Source organism: Ensifer sp. 4252, from assembly GCF_050434565.1.
In the GTDB taxonomy this organism is placed as follows: Bacteria; Pseudomonadota; Alphaproteobacteria; order Rhizobiales; family Rhizobiaceae; genus Ensifer.
This window is the reverse complement of the sequence record NZ_JBNDIU010000015.1, coordinates 100126-120492: the sequence shown is the minus strand read 5'-3', so window position 1 is coordinate 120492 and position 20367 is coordinate 100126. Positions and strand designations below refer to the sequence as shown.

Annotated in this window: 18 protein-coding genes; 7 read left to right on the top strand and 11 right to left on the bottom strand. The window is 62.4% G+C overall.

What is annotated here, in order from left to right:
* Window positions 1-83 precede the first annotated feature (83 nt).
* Window positions 84-878, top strand: coding sequence for a response regulator (locus ABIE33_RS24060; protein ID WP_429130325.1), 795 nt, complete (start codon window positions 84-86; stop codon window positions 876-878).
* Window positions 879-1192: 314 nt separating this feature from the next.
* On the opposite strand, the gene ABIE33_RS24055 is transcribed toward ABIE33_RS24060, so the two are convergent.
* The 9 genes from ABIE33_RS24055 to ABIE33_RS24015 all read right to left on the bottom strand — a co-directional run bounded on the left by ABIE33_RS24055 (window position 1193) and on the right by ABIE33_RS24015 (window position 11209).
* On the bottom strand, window positions 1193-2776 hold the full coding sequence (locus ABIE33_RS24055) for an FGGY-family carbohydrate kinase (protein ID WP_429130324.1): 1584 nt from the start codon (window positions 2774-2776) through the stop codon (window positions 1193-1195).
* Window positions 2777-2797: 21 nt separating this feature from the next.
* Window positions 2798-3466: an HAD family hydrolase gene (locus ABIE33_RS24050; protein ID WP_429130323.1), complete on the bottom strand. Its 669-nt coding sequence runs from the start codon at window positions 3464-3466 to the stop codon at window positions 2798-2800.
* A gap of 109 nt (window positions 3467-3575) precedes the next feature.
* The gene (locus tag ABIE33_RS24045) at window positions 3576-5060 is read right to left on the bottom strand and encodes a mannitol dehydrogenase family protein (protein ID WP_429130322.1); all 1485 of its coding nucleotides are present in this window, start codon (window positions 5058-5060) and stop codon (window positions 3576-3578) included.
* 40 nt (window positions 5061-5100) lie between these two features.
* Window positions 5101-5874: an L-iditol 2-dehydrogenase gene (locus tag ABIE33_RS24040; protein ID WP_429130321.1), complete on the bottom strand. Its 774-nt coding sequence runs from the start codon at window positions 5872-5874 to the stop codon at window positions 5101-5103.
* Window positions 5871-6872 (bottom strand): ABC transporter ATP-binding protein, encoded by a 1002-nt coding sequence (locus tag ABIE33_RS24035; RefSeq protein ID WP_429130320.1) that lies wholly within the window; start codon window positions 6870-6872, stop codon window positions 5871-5873. Before ABIE33_RS24035 ends, ABIE33_RS24040 begins: the two co-directional genes overlap by 4 nt.
* Before the next feature lie 11 nt (window positions 6873-6883).
* A complete protein-coding gene (locus ABIE33_RS24030; RefSeq protein ID WP_034794097.1) occupies window positions 6884-7714 on the bottom strand; it encodes a carbohydrate ABC transporter permease in 831 nt (276 codons plus the stop codon).
* A 5-nt stretch (window positions 7715-7719) separates the two neighbouring features.
* On the bottom strand, window positions 7720-8592 hold the full coding sequence (locus ABIE33_RS24025; RefSeq protein WP_429130386.1) for a carbohydrate ABC transporter permease: 873 nt from the start codon (window positions 8590-8592) through the stop codon (window positions 7720-7722).
* A gap of 143 nt (window positions 8593-8735) precedes the next feature.
* Entirely contained in the window at window positions 8736-10046 is a 1311-nt protein-coding gene (locus ABIE33_RS24020; protein ID WP_429130319.1) for an ABC transporter substrate-binding protein, read from the bottom strand.
* 209 nt (window positions 10047-10255) lie between these two features.
* Window positions 10256-11209: a sugar-binding transcriptional regulator gene (locus ABIE33_RS24015; protein ID WP_429130318.1), complete on the bottom strand. Its 954-nt coding sequence runs from the start codon at window positions 11207-11209 to the stop codon at window positions 10256-10258.
* Window positions 11210-11524: 315 nt separating this feature from the next.
* Between ABIE33_RS24015 and ABIE33_RS24010 the strand changes: the two genes are divergently transcribed.
* The gene (locus ABIE33_RS24010; RefSeq protein WP_429130317.1) at window positions 11525-12886 is read left to right on the top strand and encodes an NAD(P)-dependent oxidoreductase; all 1362 of its coding nucleotides are present in this window, start codon (window positions 11525-11527) and stop codon (window positions 12884-12886) included.
* 20 nt (window positions 12887-12906) lie between these two features.
* A complete protein-coding gene (gene preA, locus ABIE33_RS24005) occupies window positions 12907-14220 on the top strand; it encodes an NAD-dependent dihydropyrimidine dehydrogenase subunit PreA (protein ID WP_025428109.1) in 1314 nt (437 codons plus the stop codon).
* 162 nt (window positions 14221-14382) lie between these two features.
* On the opposite strand, the gene ABIE33_RS24000 is transcribed toward preA, so the two are convergent.
* Window positions 14383-15405: a zinc-dependent alcohol dehydrogenase family protein gene (locus ABIE33_RS24000; RefSeq protein WP_429130316.1), complete on the bottom strand. Its 1023-nt coding sequence runs from the start codon at window positions 15403-15405 to the stop codon at window positions 14383-14385.
* Between the two features lie 105 nt (window positions 15406-15510).
* Here ABIE33_RS24000 and ABIE33_RS23995 point away from each other — a divergent pair, with 105 nt between their 5' ends.
* From ABIE33_RS23995 to ABIE33_RS23980, 4 genes are all read left to right on the top strand, one after another.
* Window positions 15511-16410: a LysR family transcriptional regulator gene (locus ABIE33_RS23995; RefSeq protein WP_429130315.1), complete on the top strand. Its 900-nt coding sequence runs from the start codon at window positions 15511-15513 to the stop codon at window positions 16408-16410.
* Between the two features lie 63 nt (window positions 16411-16473).
* Entirely contained in the window at window positions 16474-16845 is a 372-nt protein-coding gene (locus ABIE33_RS23990) for a VOC family protein (protein ID WP_429130314.1), read from the top strand.
* A 139-nt stretch (window positions 16846-16984) separates the two neighbouring features.
* A complete protein-coding gene (locus ABIE33_RS23985) occupies window positions 16985-18661 on the top strand; it encodes an adenylate/guanylate cyclase domain-containing protein (protein WP_429130313.1) in 1677 nt (558 codons plus the stop codon).
* Window positions 18662-18709: 48 nt separating this feature from the next.
* Window positions 18710-19639, top strand: coding sequence for a DMT family transporter (locus ABIE33_RS23980; RefSeq protein WP_429130312.1), 930 nt, complete (start codon window positions 18710-18712; stop codon window positions 19637-19639).
* A gap of 12 nt (window positions 19640-19651) precedes the next feature.
* Here ABIE33_RS23980 and rutR read toward each other — a convergent pair whose 3' ends face one another.
* Complete coding sequence (rutR, locus tag ABIE33_RS23975; protein WP_429130311.1) at window positions 19652-20305, bottom strand: HTH-type transcriptional regulator RutR; 654 nt, start codon at window positions 20303-20305, stop codon at window positions 19652-19654.
* Window positions 20306-20367 lie beyond the last annotated feature (62 nt).

The following is a 20367-nucleotide window of genomic DNA, read 5'->3' as shown; positions in this document are numbered from 1 at the left end:
TGAAATGTTCCCTCCTGGAACTTTTTTTTGCGTGAAACGTTTTGAGACGTCACTGCAAGATTTTATTCTCGAGGGAGTACTCCATGACATTGTCCACACGGATCGCGCCGCTTCTGCCCTATCTGCGCCGCTACTCGCGCGCACTGACCGGGTCGCAGACGTCAGGCGACGCCTATGTGGCCGCCGTACTTGAAGCCCTGATTGCCGACACCTCCATTTTCCCGGAGGCCAGCAACGACCGGGTCTCGCTGTTCCGGCTCTATACGTCGCTCTTCGGCTCCTCGTCGGTCTTGGTTCCCGAACCGGTTTCGCCCTTTGCCTGGGAGCAGCGCGCCTCGGTCAATCTGGCAAACGTATCGCCGCTTGCCCGCCAGGCTTTCCTTCTCGTCTCGGTGGAAGGTTTCCGGCCCGAGGAAGCCAGTGAAATCCTTGACGTCGACGACGACAAGATCGGTTCCCTTCTCGACCGCGCTTCGCAGGAAATCTCGCGACAGGTCGCAACCGATATCATGATCATCGAGGATGAACCGCTGATCGCCATCGATATCGAAAACATGGTCGAGAGCCTTGGTCATCGTGTCACCGGCATTGCCCGCACCCGTGATGAGGCGATCGCGCTCTACCAGGAGACCCGTCCGAGCATGGTGCTTGCCGATATCCAGCTTGCCGACGGCAGCTCCGGTATCGACGCCGTCAACGATATCCTGAAGGCCAACGCCATCCCGGTGATCTTCATTACCGCGTTCCCGGAGAGGCTGTTGACCGGTGAACGCCCCGAACCGACCTTCCTGGTCACCAAGCCTTTCAATCCTGACATGGTGAAGGCGCTGATCAGCCAGGCGCTGTTCTTCAACGAGTCGACCAAGGCCGCAGCCTGATCATCGACACAGCCTTTATCGCCGGCGGCCTCGGTCGCCGGCCTTCGTTGTCCACTTGCCGCCGTCTCCCTCCTCTCCTGTCGTCACTGATGTCCGACGCGAAACGCCCGCCGCCCTAGAGTGATCAAAACAAAACAGCCAGTGCCGAGGGAAGGCACTGGCTGACATTGTTCAACTCACCGGGGGAGTGTGAGTTGTAAACCGGCGGATTACCTCCGGCGCCACATTGGGGGCGATGCGCGCCACCGTCCGGTCTCCAATAAAATGCATGACGCAGACAAAGGTTCCCGGGTTTCGCGTTTGCCGATCATTTTTTATGGGAGCGCGTCGAGTTCGTCGCGATGGCGGTAGAGCGCAAGGAAGCGGCGGTAGTCGCGATCATAGATGTCACGCATGGCGTCGTTCGGCAGCCGCTCGCGCCCACCGGACGCCATCGCCGCACCGGCTGCGGCGATGTCGACGTGAACCTGACCGGCAACGGCTGCCGCCATCGCCGTTCCGAGAAGAACGGCGTCAGGCGCATCGGGCGCGACGACCCGGCAACCCGTGGCATCGCAATAAAGCTCCATGAGAAGCGCATTGCGCACATGGCCGCCGGTGACGTGGAGCGTGTCGAGCTCGTAGCCGACCTCACGCATCATCTCGAGGATATGGCGGATGCCGAGAGCGATCGCCACGCAGGTGCGCCAATAGAGCCGGCACAGCGCATCGAACGACGAATCGAACGGCAGGCCGCTGATGACGCCGAGCCCGTGCGGATCGGCAAGCGGCGAACGATTGCCGTGGAAATCCGGCAGCACATGCAGCCGCTCGGCGAACTGCGTTCCGTGCAGGGCGCGCAGTTCCTGGACACGTGCAATGATCCGGCCGTGGGTCTCGGTCGTCGGCTCCAGCCCACCGCCATGAATGCGCACGATGTGGTCGAGCAGGGCGCCGGTTGCCGACTGGCCACCCTCGATCAGCCATGCTCCGGGTAGCACCGCTTCGAAATAGGGTCCCCACATGCCGAAACCGGGCTTCATATCCTTGGAGAAGGCCACGATGCAGCTCGAGGTCCCGGCGATCAACGCCAATTGCCGCTCGAGCTTTTCCGGCTCTCCAGCAAAACCGCCGAGCACACCGAGTGCGCCGGCATAGGCGTCGATCAGACCGGGCGCCACCTGGCAGCCGGTATCAAGCCCGAGTTCCGTGGCAGCCTCCGCCGACAGGCCGCCGACCGAGCTTCCGACCGGCAGCGTTTCCTCCGGCAATCCGCCCCGCGCCAGCAGATCCTCAAGGCCGATCCGCGCGAGATAGTCCGCCTGCCAGCCGCGCTGTTCGTGCGCCAGATAGTTCCATTTCGCCGTCAATGTGCAGCGCGATCGCGCCGCGCTGCCGGTCGCCCGCCAGGAGAGATAGTCGGCGAGATCAAAGAAAAAGCCTGCTTTCTCCCATTGGCTTGGCAGGTTCCGCTTCAGCCACATCAGCTTCGGCATCTCCATCTCCGGCGACATGACGCGACCGGAAAAATCGAGAACCGGGTGTTTGGTTGCGGTGCAGAAATCCGCTTCCGCCAGCGCCCGGTGATCGAGCCAGACGATCGTGTCCCAGCGCGCCTCGCCCTTTCGGTTGACGGAAAGCGGTGCTCCGTCCCGGTCGCGAACCACGAGCGAACATGTCGCGTCGAAGCCGATGGCGGCGATGTCTTCCGCTGCGATGCCGGCCTTGTCTCTAGCCGCTTTCACCGAACCGCAGACAGCTCTCCAGATATCTTCCGAATCGTGTTCGGCATGATTTTCCTCCGGCCGGTTCATGGCGATCGGCAGGTCGGCACGCGCCAGCAGCCTGCCATTCCGGTCGAAGATACCGGCGCGGGCACTGCCGGTACCGACATCGACCGCAACGACGAATTCACGCATCAATGGAGGTCCCCGTCCCTGTTATCGGCGGACAAACTGTAACAATTCGCCCATGTCGTCAAACAGCACGTCGGGATCGAGTTTGGCCAGTGTCTGTCGATGACGGTCGCTGCGCGCATGTCCGCCACCGGCGAAAGCAAAAGCCCGCATGCCGGCGGCGCGCGCCGCCTCGATGCCGGCCGGACTGTCTTCGACGACAATGCAGTCCTCGGGCGCATAGCCCATCTCCCGGCTCGCCAGCAGAAACAGGTCGGGCGCCGGTTTGCCATGTTTGACCATCGTTGCAGAGAAGATGTTCGGCTCGAAAAGATCGATCAGACCGGTGACGGTCAGCGACAGTCGGATGCGTTCCGGCTGGCTGGACGAGGCGACGCAACAGGCGACGCCAAGTTCTTCGACCGTCCGGCGAATACCGGCGATCGGCTGCAGCTCCGTACGGAAACGCTGGTAGAGCCGCGTGCGCATATCTTCAAGAAAGGCGTCGTCTGTCGCCAGGCCATATTCGTCATGGAGTATGGCAGACATGCTTTTCAGGCTGCGTCCGAGAAACCGTTCGGTCGCCTCCTCCGTGGTCATCGAGACGCCGGCGGCGGCCAGCACGTCGACCAGGACTTCGAGCGAGATCGGCTCGCTGTCGACCAGCACGCCGTCGCAATCGAAGATCACCAACCTGGACGCGCCATCCGCCATAACACACTACCCCTTACAGCGCCGCCCGTCCTTTAAGACGCGCCGAGGTCGCCATAACACTTTGAATTGCTGCGTAATTTCATCCTTAGATCGGCTCCGCTCCAAGGAATTATGCAGTAAGCTTGCCATCCAGATAAAGCTGGAGCGTAGCGCGCGTACCTTTTTCCCTTAGGGTTTTCAATGCGTGGATGAAGCGATTGCGGAAAAGATCGGATTGCGCGACCTCGCCGAAAATGTCCGACAGCGCCAGAAAAGCCGTCGGATCCTGCTTGGCGGCACGGGCTGCCGCCTGAAGCCGTTCGGCGTTCTGGTCGTTGAAGTCGATCTCTCTGCCGCTATCGGTCGTGCCGTCAAAGTAGCGGCACCAGAGCGCCGAGACCAGCGCCAGGCCCACGACGTCTTCGCCGCGCGCCAGCCGGTCAGCCGTCGAGGGCAGGATGAATTTCGGCTGCCGGTTGGAACCGTCCTGCGCCAGCCGCGGGATCGTGTCGGCGATCTTCGGGTTGGAAAAACGCGTCTGGATCAGCTTGTAGTAATCGCCGAGATCGGTGTTCGGCACCGGCGGGATGACCGGAATGATCTCGTCATGCTCGAGCTTGGCGAGGAAATCGCGGATCAGCGGTTCCTCCATCGCCTCGTGGACGAAATGAATGTCGAGCAGGGCCGCGGGATAGGCGATTGCCGCGTGGCCGCCATTGAGGATGCGGATCTTCATGTGCTCGTAGGGCGCGACATCGGGCACGAACTGCACGCCGACCTTTTCGAGCGCCGGGCGTCCTTGTGGAAAATGATCCTCCAGCACCCATTGCTTGAACTCTTCGCAGAACACCGGCCAGGCGTCCTCGATCTCGTAGTCCGCAGCCACGATGCCGATTTCGCGCGCGCCGGTCGCCGGCGTGATGCGGTCCACCATGCCGTTCGGAAAGGCGACATTGGCGTCGATCCAGTCGGCGAAGGCGGGATCGAACAGCCGGGCAAGGCCTGAAATCGCAGCGTGGGTCACCTCGCCATTACCAGGAATGTTGTCGCAGGACATCACCGTGAACGGCGGGATGCGGCTGTCGCGGCGCGCCTTCAGCCCGGCAACGATCAGGCCGAAAACCGTCTTCGGCGAAGCCGGATTCTGCGCATCGGCGACAATGGCCGGGTGGGTGGGATTGAAGACGCCCGAGGCCGGATCGATGAAATAGCCGCCCTCGGTGATCGTCAGCGAAACGATGCGGATCGCCGGGTCTGCGAGCTTGGCGACGATGCCAGCGACATCGCCGGGCTTCAAATAGTCGATCATCGCGCCGGTCACATGCGCGCCAGTGCGGTTGTTGTCCTGCTCGACCACCGTCGTCAGGAAATCCTGCGCCTCAAGCTTTGCCCGCATCTGTTCGTCGGAGGGCAGCACACCGGCGCCGACGATCGCCCAGTCGTGGTCGTGGCCGGCATTGAAGAGATCGTCGAGATAAACGGCCTGATGGGCTCGGTGAAAATTGCCGACACCGAAATGCACGATCCCGGCCTTCAGATCGGCGCGATCGTAGCTCGGCACACCGGCCCTGGCTTTCACTGCGTCGAGCGCGGCAAGAGAGAGTTTGGTCGTCATGGTCTCGTTTCCTTATCGAGGCATCGTTCGGAGACGGGCCTCAGCTCATCCAGTTGCCGCCATCGACGTTGTAGGTCTGCGAAACGACGTAATTGCTCTCGGCCGATGCGAGGAAGATCGCCATGCCAGTGAGATCCTCGGCCGTTCCCATGCGCCCATAGGGCACTTCCGCTCCCACGAGCCTCTTCTTCTCGCCGCGCGGGCGGTTCTCGTATTTGGCAAACAGTGCGTCGACGCCGTCCCAGTGCTCGCCGTCGACGACGCCGGGCGCAATGGCGTTGACGTTGATACCGTGCTTGATCAGGTTCAGCCCCGCCGACTGGGTCAGGCTGATGACCGCCGCCTTGGTGGCGCAATAGATGGCGACCAGTGCTTCGCCGCGGCGGCCTGCCTGGCTCGCCATATTGATGATCTTGCCGCCCCTGCCCTGGGCGATCATCTGTTTGGCAGCCGCCTGCATCGTGAACAGCGTCCCCGAAACATTGATCGAAAACAGCCGGTCATAGCTTTCGCGCGTGATCTCGACGATCGGCGCGAGATCGAAAAGCGCGGCGTTGTTGACGAGGATATCGAGCCCACCGGCCTCGGTGACGACCGATGCGATTGCTGCATCAATCGACCCCTGCTGCGTCACATCCATCTCGACGGCATAGGCGCTCGGGCCGATTTCCGATGCGGTCTCGCGGGCCCGCGCCAGGTTGATGTCGGCAATCGCCACCCTGGCGCCTTCGCGCACATAGGCTTCGGCGAAGGCACGACCGATACCCCGCGCGGATCCGGTGATCAGCGCGCTTTTCTCGTGAAGACGTTTCATCGAACTGCCAGTCCCTTGTCGTCGAACCTGTGGACGCGCTGGGGGTCGGGCGTCAGGAACACCCGGTCGCCATGGGTGACGGCGAAATCACCGCTGACGCGCGCCGTCATCGTTCCGATATTGTCGACATTGACATGCAGGAACGTGTCCGAGCCGAGGTGCTCGGCAACGCCGACCGTGCCGGCCCAGGTGCCGTTTTCCTTGGAAAGCACCAGATGCTCGGGCCGGATGCCCATGGTGTGCGCCTGGTACGCGGTGGCCGGCGCACCCGAAACGAAGTTCATGCGTGGCGAACCGATGAAGCCTGCGACGAAGAGATTGTCCGGCTTGTGATAGAGGTCGAGCGGCGAGCCGACTTGCTCGATGCGCCCGCGATTGAGCACCACGATCTTGTCGGCCATGGTCATCGCCTCCACCTGGTCGTGGGTGACATAGACCATCGTCGTCTTCAGATCCTGGTGCAACTGGCTGATCTCCAGCCGCATGTTGACGCGCAGCGCTGCATCGAGGTTCGACAACGGCTCGTCGAACAGGAACGCCTTCGGCTGGCGCACGATCGCACGGCCGATGGCGACGCGCTGACGCTGGCCGCCGGAAAGCTGCCGGGGTTTGCGGTCGAGATAGTCGGTCAGATTGAGCACGCGGGCGGCATCGGTCACCTTCTTGTCGATGACCGCCTTGTCCTCGTTCGCCATTTTCAGCGGAAAGCCGATGTTCGAGCGCACGCTCATATGCGGGTAGAGCGCATAGGACTGGAACACCATCGACAGCCCACGCTGCGCCGGCGGCAGTTCGGTGGCGTTCTTGCCGTCGATGACGATCTCGCCGTCACTGACATCCTCGAGCCCGGCGATGAGCCTCAAGAGCGTCGACTTTCCGCAGCCCGATGGGCCGACGAAGACGACGAACTCGCCATCGTTGATGCTGAGGTCGATCGACGGGATGACGGCATGGGCGCCGAAGACCTTCGAGACGTTTCTGAGCGTAATGTTTCCCATTGTCGTATCCCTTATTTGACCGCGCCGAAGGTGAGGCCGCGCACGAGCTGTTTCTGCGAGAACCAGCCGAGTATGAGGATGGGGGCAATCGCCATGGTCGAGGCCGCCGAAAGCTTGGCGTAGAACAGGCCTTCGGGGCTCGAATAGGAGGCGATGAAGGCCGTCAGCGGCGCCGCCTTCGCGGCGCTGAGGTTCAGCGTCCAGAACGCCTCGTTCCAGGCAAGGATGATGTTGAGCAGCAGCGTCGAGGCGATGCCGGGGATCGCCATCGGCGTCAGCACGTAGATGATCTCCTTGGACAGCGACGCGCCATCCATGCGCGCCGCCTCGAGGATCTCGCCGGGGATCTCCTTGAAGTAGGTGTAGAGCATCCAGATGATGATCGGCAGGTTGATCAGCGTCAGCACGATGACGAGGCCGGTACGGGTGTCGAGCAGGCCGGTGTTGCGGAACAGCAGGTACATCGGCACGAGCACGCCCACCGACGGCATCATCTTGGTGGAGAGCATCCACATCAAGACGTCCTTGGTGCGCTTGGTCGGCGAAAATGCCATCGCCCAGGCGGACGGAATGGCGATGATCAGGCCGATCAGCGTCGAGCCGAAGGAGACGACGACAGAGTTCATGAAGTGCAGGAAGTAGTTCGATCGGCTCTGCACCTCGTGGTAGTTCTCCGTCGTCCAATCGAAGAAGAACAGGGACGGCGGCGAGGCGATCGCCTCCGCCTCGGTCTTGAAGCTCGTCAGGAACGTCCAGAGGATCGGGAAGAAGATCAGGATGCCGATCGTCCAGGCGACGACGGTAACGACGATCTTTCTTTGAGTGGAGACGTTGCGTGCCATGAGTATCAAGCCTCCAGCGTCTTGCCGATCATGCGCATCAGGAAGAATGCGACGATGTTGGCGAGGATGACGGCGATGATGCCGCCGGCGGATGCGCCGCCCACGTCGAACTGCAGCAGGGCCTGTGCATAGACGAGGAAGGTGAGGTTAGTGCTCTGCGTGCCCGGCCCGCCATTGGTCGTCACCAGGATTTCCGCAAAGACCGAGAGCAGGAAGATCGTCTGGATCAGGATGACCACCGTGATGGCGCGGGAAAGATGCGGCAACACGAGATAGATGAAGCGGCTCCAGGCGCTGGCACCGTCCATCTGGGCTGCCTCCTTCTGCTCTTCATCGAGCGATTGCAGCGCTGTCAAAAGGATCAGCGTGGCAAAGGGCAACCATTGCCAGGCGACGATGAGGATCACCGACATCAAGGGTGCACTGGCGAGAAAGTCGAAGGGCTGCAGTCCGAAAAGCTTGGCCAACCAGGCGAACAGCCCGTTGACCGGGTTCATGAACATGTTCTTCCACACCAGCGCGGCGACCGTCGGCATGATCAGGAACGGCGCGATCACCAGGATGCGCACGATCCCCTGCCCGAACATCGGCTGATCCAGGAGAAGCGCCAGCGCAATACCGCCGACGACGGTGATGAAGAGCACGCCGAGCACGATGGCGAGCGTATTGAAGATCGCCTGGAAGAAGGCGGGATCGGTGAGGAAGTAGATGTAGTTCGAGAAGCCCGCGAACTCTTCCATTCCCGGCATCAGCAGGTTGTAGCGCAGGAACGAGAAGTAGATTGTCATGGCCAGCGGAACGATCATCCAGGCCAGAAGCAGAAGCACCGAGGGCGCGATCATCAGGCGCGCGGCGGAGCGAGTGTGCAAGGTCGCCATGGCGTCCCCCCAAATGACGGAATTCATCGCTGTTTCGAGATCGGGTCGGGCCGGCGCGTTCGACCGCGCGAGCCCTGTGGCTGCCTCCGGGAATTACCGGGGCGCCCGCCATTTGCGGCCGGCACCCCGGGCCCTTGGGAGCGCTATTTGATGTAACCGGCCTTGGTCATTTCGCGTTCGGTCAGCTTCTGGGCGCTGGCAAGCGCATCGTCGACGCTCATCTGACCGGCAAGGGCCGCCGCGAACTGCTGCCCGACCGCCGTGCCGAGACCCTGGAATTCAGGGATCGCCACAAACTGCACGCCGACATAGGGCACCGGCTTGACCGACGGGTTCTTCGGATCGGCAGCATTGATCGAGTCGAGCGTCATCTTCGCGAATGGCGCCGCCTTCTGGTACTCGGCATTGGCGTAGAGCGAGGTGCGCGTGCCCGGAGGAACGTTGGCCCAGCCTTCCTTGTCCGCAACGAGCTTCAGATAGTCCTTGCCGGTTGCCCACGAAATGAACTTCTCGGCTGCTTCCACCTTCTGCGAGCCCGCGGGGATCGCGAGGGTCCAGGCCCAGAGCCAGTTGCCCCGCTTGCCAAGGCCGGTGTCCGGTGCAAGCGCAAAGCCCACCTTGTCGGCAACCGTCGATTCCTTCGGGTTGGTCACGAAGGACGCGGCCACCGTCGCGTCGATCCACATGCCGCATTTGCCGGTCTGGAACAGCGACAGGTTTTCGTTGAAGCCGTTTGAGGATGCCCCGGGCGGTCCGGCGTCGTTCATCAGCTTGACGTAGAAGTCGAGCGCGTTCTTCCATTCCGGCTGGTCGAACTGCGGCTTCCAGTTCTCGTCGAACCAGCGGGCGCCGAAGGCGTTCGCGGTCGCGGTCAGGAAGGCCATGTTCTCGCCCCAGCCCGCTTTGCCGCGCAGGCAGATGCCGTAGATTTCACCGTCCTTGTCAGTGATCTTGCGCGCCGCATCGGCGATGAAGTCCCAGGTCGGCGCGTCGGGCATGGTGAGCCCGGCCTTCTCGAACAGGTCCTTGCGGTACATCACCATCGAGCTTTCGCCGTAGAACGGTGCGGCATAGAGCTTGTCGTCGATGGTCAGGCCCGAGCGGATCGCCGGCAAGAGGTCGTCGACGTCGTAGTCGGCGCCGAGATTGTCGAGCGGCACCAGCCACCCCTGCTTGGCCCAGATCGGCACTTCATAGGTGCCGATGGTCATGATGTCGTACTGGCCGCCCTTCGTCGCGATGTCCGTCGTCACGCGCTGACGCAGCACGTTTTCCTCGAGCGTTACCCACTCGAGCGTAATGTCTGGATTCTTGGACGTGAAATCATCCGTCAGCTTCTGCATACGGATCATGTCGGCATTGTTCACGGTCGCAATGGTCAGCGTTTCTGCTTGGGCCAGACCTGCCAGTGCGACTGCCGAGCATGTGCCCAGCAGGAAAGTTCTCAAATTCATCGACTTCCTCCCAGAAGAAATTGAGCATTTGCCTTGCTCATGGGCAATTACTCACCTATCGCGAAAGAATGTCAATCCGCTTTCGTTGCTGCGCTGCAACCAGAGACGTTACGAAGCTGTTTTGATTGTCGATTTTTTATCAGCAAGCAGTCATATGAACGCCAAAAGGCCGGCGCATGGCCGGCCTTCTTCAAACGGATTCGCTGCGATCAGGCGTTGAGCAGATAGGCGGCAGTCGCCTCGTCGGTGATAAGGCCGTTGATGATCCGGCCCTTGAGCGCGGCCCTCAGCGCCTCGTATTTGCGCCGTCCCTTGGCAAGCCCGATCACCGACGCGTTGTCGCGCGACGGCAGCGGAACCGAGGCGACGCGGTCGTTGAAGCTGCCGGCCAGCAATGCGCCGTCGTGATCGAACATCCAGCCGCAGATTTCCCCGGCGGCGCCCGACTTCGTCAGTTCCCCCATTTCGTCCTGTGACAGAAATCCATCCTGGCAAAGCGGCGCTTCGGCGCCGAGCTCGCCAACACCGACAAAGGCGACATTGGCTTCGGCTCCAAGCTTGAGCGCCACCTGGACGAGGCTCTGGCTGTGCAGCACCGCGCGTTCCTCCGGCGAGGAGGCGAGCACCGGCAACGGCATCGGAAAATGCCGTGCCTTGACGGCATCGGCCATGCTGAAGATGACGTTGTAATAGGCGGCCGAGCCGTCGAGCCTGATGTTGCCGGTCAGTGACACGATGCGGTGCTGCGGACATTCCATCGCCGGCAATTGGTCGATCGCCGCCTTCAGGGTGCGGCCCGTACCGATCGCCAGCACCTGCGGCTCCGGTGACTTGAGCCAGCGCTCGATCTCGGCGGCCCCCGCCTCGGCAATACCGACCGTGGTCGAGTTCGATCCAGGATCACTCGGCACCACGTCGACATGCTTCAGATCGTATTTTTCCCGAAGCCTTTCGGCAGCCTCCAGGCATGCGGCGATCGGATGATCGAGCCGGACCTTGATCAGGCGCTCCGCCATGGCGAGCGAAACCAGCCGCTGAGCTGATTGGCGCGAGATGCCCATGACCGTGGCGATCTCGTCCTGGGTGCGGCCGGCGACATAGTATAGCCAGCCCGCGCGGGCAGCATCGTCCAGCCTGTTGTTCGCCTCAGCCCTGCGCGCCATGCCACTTCTCCATTCCCCCCGCGATCGTGATGTTTTTGGGTCGAATCAACCCAAAAACATCACGATCGCTTCCCCTAACTTAGGGCGGGATGCGGGCGGAAAACCGCACGCACTTTTCCTCATCCCGCTCTAATTTGCTGCCACTATTTGCCCTGCCCTGTCAAACAGCGGCCAAGAACAAGGACTTGGCAGGTCTGCCGAAAAGCCCCGGATCGCAAGGCTTTTCCAGCATTTCGATGCCAAACTTTTACCGTTTGATAAAAAAATAAAGCGTGTTACCGTTCCATCATCCTGAGAAAACATTGGGAGCCAAAAATGGGAACGACGCGATCTGGGATCCTCGGCGGCCGCCTGCCGCTCGCGGAGTACGAAACCAATTTCTCCGACCTCCATCCAGCCCTCGACAGGCACGAGGCATTGGTCGCATCCGACCGCTGTTATTTCTGTCATGATGCACCCTGCATGACGGCCTGTCCCACCTCCATCGATATCCCGCTGTTCATTCGGCAGATATCGACGGGCAACCCCATCGGCTCGGCCAAGACCATCTTCGACCAGAACATTCTGGGCGGCATGTGCGCTCGCGTCTGTCCCACCGAAACGCTCTGCGAACAGGCCTGCGTGCGCAACACGGCCGAGGAGCGTCCCGTCGAGATCGGCCGCCTCCAGCGCTATGCAACCGACATCGCGATGCAGGAGAACAAGCAGTTCTACACCCGCGCTGCGACCTCCGGCCAAAGAGTTGCCGTCGTCGGCGCCGGACCGGCCGGGCTTGCCTGCGCCCACCGCCTTGCAGTCAAGGGCCACGAGGTCGTCATCTACGACGCCCGTGAAAAATCCGGTGGCCTCAACGAATACGGCATCGCCGCCTACAAGTCCGTCGACGATTTCGCCCAGAGCGAGGTCGACTACGTGCTGTCGATCGGTGGCATCGAAGTCCGCCACGGCCAGGCACTCGGCCGCGATTTTTCGCTCGGCGATCTGACCGAGCAATATGACGCCGTCTTCCTCGGGCTCGGCCTTGCCGGCGTCAACGCGCTGCGCATCGAAGGCGAAAACGCGGAAGGGCTCGACGACGCGGTCGATTTCATCGCCGCCCTACGCCAGTCGAAGACCAAGGCCGACATTGCCGTCGGTCGCCGGGTCGTCGTTCTCGGCGGCGGCATGACCGCCATCGACGCCGCCGTTCAGGCCAAGCTGCTCGGCGCCGAGGAAGTGACGATCTGTTACCGTCGCGGCAAGGAGCACATGAACGCTTCCGAATTCGAGCAGGATCTCGCCACCTCAAAGGGCGTCACCATCCGCCATTGGCTGCAGCCCAAGCGTATCGCGCTCAAGGACGGCAAGGTCGCCGGCATCGAGCTCGAATACACCACGCTCGAAGATGGAAAGCTGACGACAACGGGCGAAACGGGTATCATTGCCGCCGACCAGATCTTCAAGGCGATCGGTCAGACATTTGAGGCGTCCGGCCTCGGATCGCTTGCCTTCGAGGCCGGGCGCATCGTCACGGACGCCGAAGGCAAGACCTCAGCTGCCAATGTCTGGGCCGGCGGCGACTGCGTGCTGGGCGGCGAGGACCTGACGGTTTCCGCCGTCGCCATGGGCCGCGATGCCGCTGAAGCGATCAACCGGGCTTTCGCCGCGGCCTTGCCGCGCGCGAGCGCCGTTGCATAACGGATCGGGAGGACAGAACAATGGCTGATCTTCGCAACAATTTTGTCGGCATCAAATCCCCCAACCCGTTCTGGCTGGCGTCCGCGCCGCCGACGGACAAGGCCTATAACGTCGAGCGCGCCTTCAAGGCTGGCTGGGGCGGCGTCGTCTGGAAGACGCTCGGCGAGGAAGGGCCGCCTGTCGTCAACGTCAACGGCCCGCGCTACGGCGCAATCTGGGGTGCCGACCGCCGGCTGCTGGGCTTCAACAATATCGAGCTCATCACCGATCGCGACCTTTATGTGAACCTGCGGGAAATGAAGCAGGTCAAGATGAACTGGCCGGACCGGGCCCTGATCGCCTCGATCATGGTGCCCTGCGAGGAAGAGGCGTGGAAGGCGATCCTGCCGCTGGTGGAAGAAACCGGCGCCGACGGCATCGAGCTCAACTTCGGCTGTCCGCACGGCATGTCCGAGCGCGGCATGGGTGCTGCGGTTGGACAGGTGCCGGAATACATCGAAATGGTCGTACGCTGGTGCAAGCAGTACACGCGCATGCCCGTCATCACCAAGCTGACGCCGAATATCACCGACGTTCGCAAGCCGGCTCGCGCCGCCAAAGCTGGTGGCACCGACGCCGTGTCGCTGATCAACACGATCAACTCGATCGTCTCCGTCGATCTCGACAACTTCGCCCCGAACCCCACGGTCGGCGGCAAGGGCACCCATGGCGGCTATTGCGGCCCGGCGGTTAAGCCGATAGCACTCAACATGGTCGCCGAAATCGCCCGCGATCCCGAAACCTACGGCTTGCCGATCTCCGGCATCGGCGGCATAACCACCTGGCGCGATGCGGCCGAGTTCCTGGTGCTTGGCGCCGGCAACGTGCAGGTCTGCACCGCGGCGATGACCTACGGCTTCAAGATTGTCCAGGAAATGATCTCCGGCCTGTCCGACTGGATGGATGCCAAGGGACACCGTAACCTCGACGACATCACCGGCCGCGCCGTGCCGAATGTCACCGACTGGCAGTACCTCAACCTCAACTATATCGCCAAGGCCAAGATCGACCAGGATTCCTGCATCAAGTGCGGCCGCTGTCACATCGTCTGCGAGGACACCTCGCACCAGGCGATCACCCAGTTCGTCAACGGCGTGCGCCACTTCGAGGTAATGGACGACGAGTGCGTCGGCTGCAATCTCTGCGTCAGCGTCTGTCCCGTCGAGAACTGCATCACCATGGAAGAGCTGCCGGCAGGTGCCATGGACCAGCGCACCGGCAAGCCGGTCGATCCGAATTACGCCAACTGGACGACGCATCCCAACAACCCGATGGCCCGCCAGGCCGCGGAATAACCAAAGACGACGCCGCCGGATTTCTCGTCCGGCGGCGTCGTTTCGAATGACTGCATAACTCCTTAAACCGGATCCGATTTAAGGATAAAATTATGCAGCAAGTTTAAAGTGTTACAGCGTCCTTAGCGCGTCATATTTGACGCGCGGCGCTGTAATGCCCGATCAGACTTCGACAACCACCTTGCCGAAGGCACCGTGATCGAGATGCGCCAGTGCCTCGCGGAAGTCCTCAAACCGATAGCGCGCATCGACCACAGGCTTCAGGCCGGTTTGATCGACAGCCGCCACCAGATCCTCCAGCGCCCGGCGATGACCGACGCCGATGCCCTGAATGATAGGCGATTTCAACAGCACCGGCGGCACCGGCGCCGAGATCTCCGCACCTTCGAGCACACCGATGACCGAGATGCGCCCCTGCACGGCTACCGCCTGCAGCGACCGGCCGAGATTGGCACCGCCGGCAAGCTCCAGGATATGGTCTGCGCCGTGATCGCCGGTGATCTCGAGAACGCGCTCCACCCAGTCTTCCGACAGGCGGTCGATGCCATGGTCGGCACCGAGCTCGAGGGCGCGGTCGAGCTTGTCCCGGCTTGACGACGTCACGATGACTTCGGCCCCATGCGCCTTGGCGATCTGCAGACCGAACAGCAAAACACCGCCAGTCCCTTGCACGACGACGCGGTCGCCAGCCTTCGGGCGCCCCTTCTCGACCAGCGCGAACCAGGCTGTCACACCGGCGCAAGGCAACGTGCTCGCCTCGCCATCGTCAAGGCTCTTTGGCGCCTGCACGAACCAGTCCTGCGGGAATGCGACATATTCCGATGCGACGCCGGGGTTGAGACCGCCGAGCGCAAACGAGGTCGGCCGACGGGCCGTGCCCGGTTTTTGACCGTCGATCCAAGTGGGGTCGAAGACCGAAATGACGCGATCGCCGGCCCGAAAGCGCGTCACGTCGCTGCCGACCGCTTCGACCACGCCGGCCATGTCCGAACCCGGCACGAAGGGGAAGGCGAGCGGCATGCCCATACCATTTTCGAGCACCAGCTTGTCGCGAAAGTTGAGCGAAAAGGCGGTCGTGCGCACCAGCACCTCGCCCGGCCCCGCCTGCGGGACGGGCCGCTCCGTGAGCTTGAGGTTCTGAGCACCGAACGCATCGATGGTCCATTCCTTCATCAGTCTCGCCATGGTCTTTCCTTTCATCGAATTGATCTGATGAAGAAAACATAGCGTTGAAATTATCTCTCCAGTTGCGATATGATTTCGCCATATTGGTTCCCTGAGAGATACAAAATGAGCTACCTGAACGGCGTTTCGGTGTTCGTGGAAGCGGCCGACGCAGGCGGTTTTTCCGCAGCCGCCGAAAGGCTCAACCTGTCGCGTTCCGCCGTCGGCAAGACGGTTGCCAAGCTGGAACAAAGGCTGGGCGTTCGCCTGTTCCATCGCACCACCCGCACCCAGAGCCTGACCGATGAAGGCCAGCTGTTCTACGAGAACTGCCTGCGGGCGCTCAGCGAAATCAGGGCCGGCGAAGCGCTGCTGGAATCCGGCAAGCAGGAGATACAGGGACGTCTGCGCCTGTCGATGCCCGTGCATTTCGGCCGCCAATGCATCATGCCGCTGCTGTCGGAGCTGCTGCGGCAACACCCTCGCCTGGAATTCGACCTCAACTTCAGCGATCGCAACGTCGACCTTGTCGAGGACGGCTTCGATCTTGCAATCCGCACCGGACCGCTCAAGGGCGACCCCGAGCTGATAATGCGCAAGATCGCCGACCAGCGCATGACCGTCTGCGCCTCTCCCGCCTATATCGAGGCGAACGGGGAACCGAAGACGATCGAAGACTTGATGGCGCACCAGGCGATCCTCTACCGCCGCAGCGGCCAGCCCCTCGCCTGGTCCTTCCCGGTGAAGTCCGGCCAGACGCAGGCCGTCACGCCACCGGCGCGACTGCGGCTCGACGACCTGACATCGATCGCCGATGCCGCGGCCGATGGCTTCGGCATCGCCTGGCTGCCGTGCTGGCTCGTGGGCAACCGCATCGCCTCCGGCTCGCTTGTGCGGATGCTGACCGATGCGCCTGCCCTGTCCTACGGCACTTATGTCGTCTGGCCGAAAACCCAATACATGCCGACAAAGCTGCGGCTGCTCATCGATACGCTTGCCGCGCGCCTGCCGCCCATGATGGAATGACCGCGGCGGCAGCCGCCGTTGCGAGCTTAGCCATCAACGGCTTAAGCCAGGGAGGCGATCGACATGCAGAAAGTGGCAGGCATCGGCGGGCTCTTCTTCCGCAGCGACGATCCCGAGAGGCTCGCCGCCTGGTACCAGACCCATCTCGACATCGACACCGTGCCGTCGAGCTATGACGACAGCTGCTGGCAGCAGCGCGCCGGCAGCACCGTCTTCGCCCCGTTCAAGCGCGACACCGACTATTTCGGCCGAGCCAAGCAGATTTGGATGGTGAACTTTCGCGTCGACGATCTCGACGCCATGACCGAGCAGCTTCGCGCTGCCGGCATCGAGGTCACAAGCGATCCGCAAACCTACCCGAATGGCCGCTTCGCCAGGCTTTACGACCCCGAGGGCAACCCGATCGAGCTTTGGCAGCCGAACCCCGCCGAATAGCGCCGGCGGCCAATGACGCGCAAGACACGATAACGAAACAGATTGTGTAGAAAAGGTAAGTTGTCGGCGTATGCGATCTGGATAATAAAGGGGGGAATAACCGAAGCCGGTGTTCCGCCGGCAGAGCTGGGCTCGCTATTTGACGATCATTTCCGCCAATAGACGCAAGCGCATACACCTCGTTTCCGGGGCAGTGCTTGGTACGTTCATCCTTGCCCATTTTCTCAACCATTCGCTCGGCCTGATTTCCATCGATGCGATGGAGGCCGGCCGCAAGGTCTTCAACGTCGTCTGGCACAGCGTGCCCGGCACGATCCTGCTCTATGGCGCGCTGCTGGCGCATTTCGCCATGGCGCTCGATAGCCTCTATCGCCGCCAGACGCTGCGCATGCCGATGCGCGAGGCGCTCAAGATCGCCTTCGGCCTCAGTCTGCCCTTCCTGCTGATCGGGCACGTGACCGCCGCGCGCGTGGAACCGCTGCTGACCGGCGTGGGAGCCGATTATCCCGGAATGCTTCGCGCACTCTGGTCTAGCTGGATCAATGCAACCCGCCAGTCTCTTGCCCTGCTGCTCGCCTGGAGCCACGGCTGCCTCGGCGCCTGGTTCTGGATGCGCGGACGGACCTGGTTTCCACGCTACGAGATCCTGCTCTACACAATCGCGATTCTCGTCCCGATCTTCGCACTTCTCGGCTTTTTCAGCGGCGCGCGCTCGCTCGATCGCGTCTATGCCGAGCATGGCGGCTATGGCGACAGCGCTCAGGTCAAGCCGGCCTACGACGTCGACCTGCTCGAGAATATCCGGCTCGGTCTGTATTTCGGCTTTGCCGGCCTGATCGCCGGAACCTTCGCTCTGCGTGCCCTGCCCAAGGGTGGGCGCATCCGCGTGCGCTATCCCGATGGCCGTGTCGCCACCGTCAATATCGGCTTCAGCGTGCTGGAGGCAAGCCGCGCCGCCGGCATTCCGCATGTCTCCGTCTGTGGCGGCCGGGGCCGCTGCTCCACCTGCCGCGTGCGGGTGATTCAGGGCCTCGAAGGCCAGCCGGGGGCCGAAGATGCCGAACTGACGACGCTGACGCGGATCGGCGCGCCCGACAATGTCCGCCTTGCCTGCCAGTTCCGCCCTGTTCACAACGTCACCGTCGTGCCGATCCTCGATACCGACAGCATCGGCATCAAGAAGCAGCTCGTGCGCCAGGACGGCGAAGGTCGCGAGCGGCGTATTGCCGTGCTCTTCTGCGACCTGCGCGGCTTTACCAGCATCGCCGAGCACAAGCTGCCCTTCGATACGGTCTTCCTTCTGAACCGTTATTTCGGGATGGTCGGCGAGGCGGTCGAAGATTCCGGCGGCGTCATCGACAAGTTCATCGGCGATGGCGCACTCGCGATCTTCGGCCTGAAGAGTTCCTTTACCGAAGCCTGCCAGCAGTCGCTTGCCGCCGCCGTGCGCATTTCCAAGGGCATCGATGCCCTCAACCAGACCTTCGAGGGCGAACTCGACGAGCCCCTGCGGATCGCGATCGGCATGCATGCCGGCCCTGCCATCATCGGCGAGATCGGTTACGGCCAGGCAACATCGCTGACTGCCGTCGGTGACACCATCAACACGGCAAGCCGGCTCGAAGGCCTTGCCAAGGAGCACGATGCACAGCTCGCCGTCTCGGCCGAACTCGTCAACCGAGCGGGGGTGGTGATGGAAGCGCACAAGCGGCTCGACATCAGCCTTCGCGGACGCCAGGCCACCCTCGAAACCTGGATCGTCGAGGATGCCGGAGATATCGCCAAGGCCTTGCAACCCTCACCGGCTCCGGCTTAGGTGCGTGCGGGCACGTACCCCTCGCCATCTCCAGGTCCGGAAGTTAGCATGAAACAGGATGTCTCGCCGAAAGCGGCGCACCAAAGCCACGCCAAGGGCGTCGAAAAGCTCAAGGCGCATCTGGCGATGCTGACCTTTTCGGCGCTGATTGCCGGTTCCTTCTCCTTCGGCGGATTGGCAGCGCAACATATGGGCGCCGGCCCGCTGACACTCTGGCGATACCTCTTGACCGTCGTCGTGCTGGGTATGCTGACCTTCGGTTATGCCAGGGTGCCTTTTCAGATCCCCAGGCAGTTGTGGCGCTTCCTCATCCTCGGCGGGCTGATCGCCGTCTACATGCTGACGATGTTCAAGGCGCTGGAGTTCACCGACCCGGTGTCGACGGGCGCGGTCTTCACGCTGATGCCGCTTTTGAGCGCGGGCTTTGCCTTTCTGCTGCTCGGCCAGCACACTCGCCCCGGCGTGCTGGCCGGTCTGATCATCGCGGCGCTTGGCGCCGTCTGGGTGATCTTTCGTGCCGACATCCAGGCGATCCTCGCGTTCGACATCGGCCAGGGCGAGCTGATCTTCTTCGTCGGCGTCATCTGCCACGCGATCTACGTGCCGCTGATCCGCAAGTTCGACCGCAAGGAAAACCCCTTCGCCTTCGGCTTCTGGGTTGCCGCCTGCACCGTGCCGTGGCTCCTGGTTCCCGGCGCCGCCGGCCTTGCCAGCACGGACTTTTCAAGCCTGCCGGCGATCGTGTGGATTGCCGTCGTGTATCTCGCCGTTGTCACCACAGCGATCACCTTCCTCTTGCTGCAGTTCGCGTCCTTACGCCTGCCGTCGTCGAAGGTGCTCGGCTACGGCTACCTGACGCCCAGCTTCATCATTCTGCTTGAAGGTATTCTCGGGCACGGCTGGGTCAGCCTGCCCGTTCTCGCCGGCGCGCTGACGACGGCCTGCGGGCTGGCGCTGATGGCGTTACTGCCTGACTGATCGTGACAGCATTCAGGAGATCGGCTGCTCGCTCACTTGCAGCCCGTCGACGAACAGGCGTTCGAGAAAACGCGCTGCGTCCTCGAACCGCCCCTCGCCGGAATTGCCCTGCCCGAGCACGGCGCGCACCTGCACGTCGAAGTCGGCATAATGCTGCGTCGTCGACCAGATTGCGAAGATCAGGTGGTAGGGATCGCATTTGGCGATCTTGCCGGCTTTGGTCCAGGCGCGGATAACCTCCGCCTTCTCGTCGACGAGCTCCTTCAGCGGCCCCTTGAGTTCGTCCTCGATATGTGGCGCGCCCTGCAGGACTTCATTGGCAAAGAGGCGGCTTTCGCGCGGGAAATCCCGCGCCATCTCCAGCTTCCGCCTGATGTAGCTGCGGATTTCGGCAACCGGGTTGCCCTCAGCGTCGAAGGCGCGCAACGGATCGAGCCAGGTATCCAGCACGCGATCGATCAGCGCCCGGTGCATCGCTTCCTTGGTGCGGAAATAATAGAGCAGGTTCGGCTTCGACATGCCGGCCACATCGGCGATCTGGTCGACGGTTGCGCCGCGAAAGCCGTGGGCCGAAAACACTTCCAGCGCCGCCTCCAGAATGCGCTCTTCCTTCTCCTCCTGGATACGTGTACGCCTCTGGGTCCTGGCCGCTCTCGGAAGTACCATTTCGCCCCCTGCCGGTGCCTGCGCGTTGATCCGCACAGGTCGTATCTGCCCAAATTTCGGCG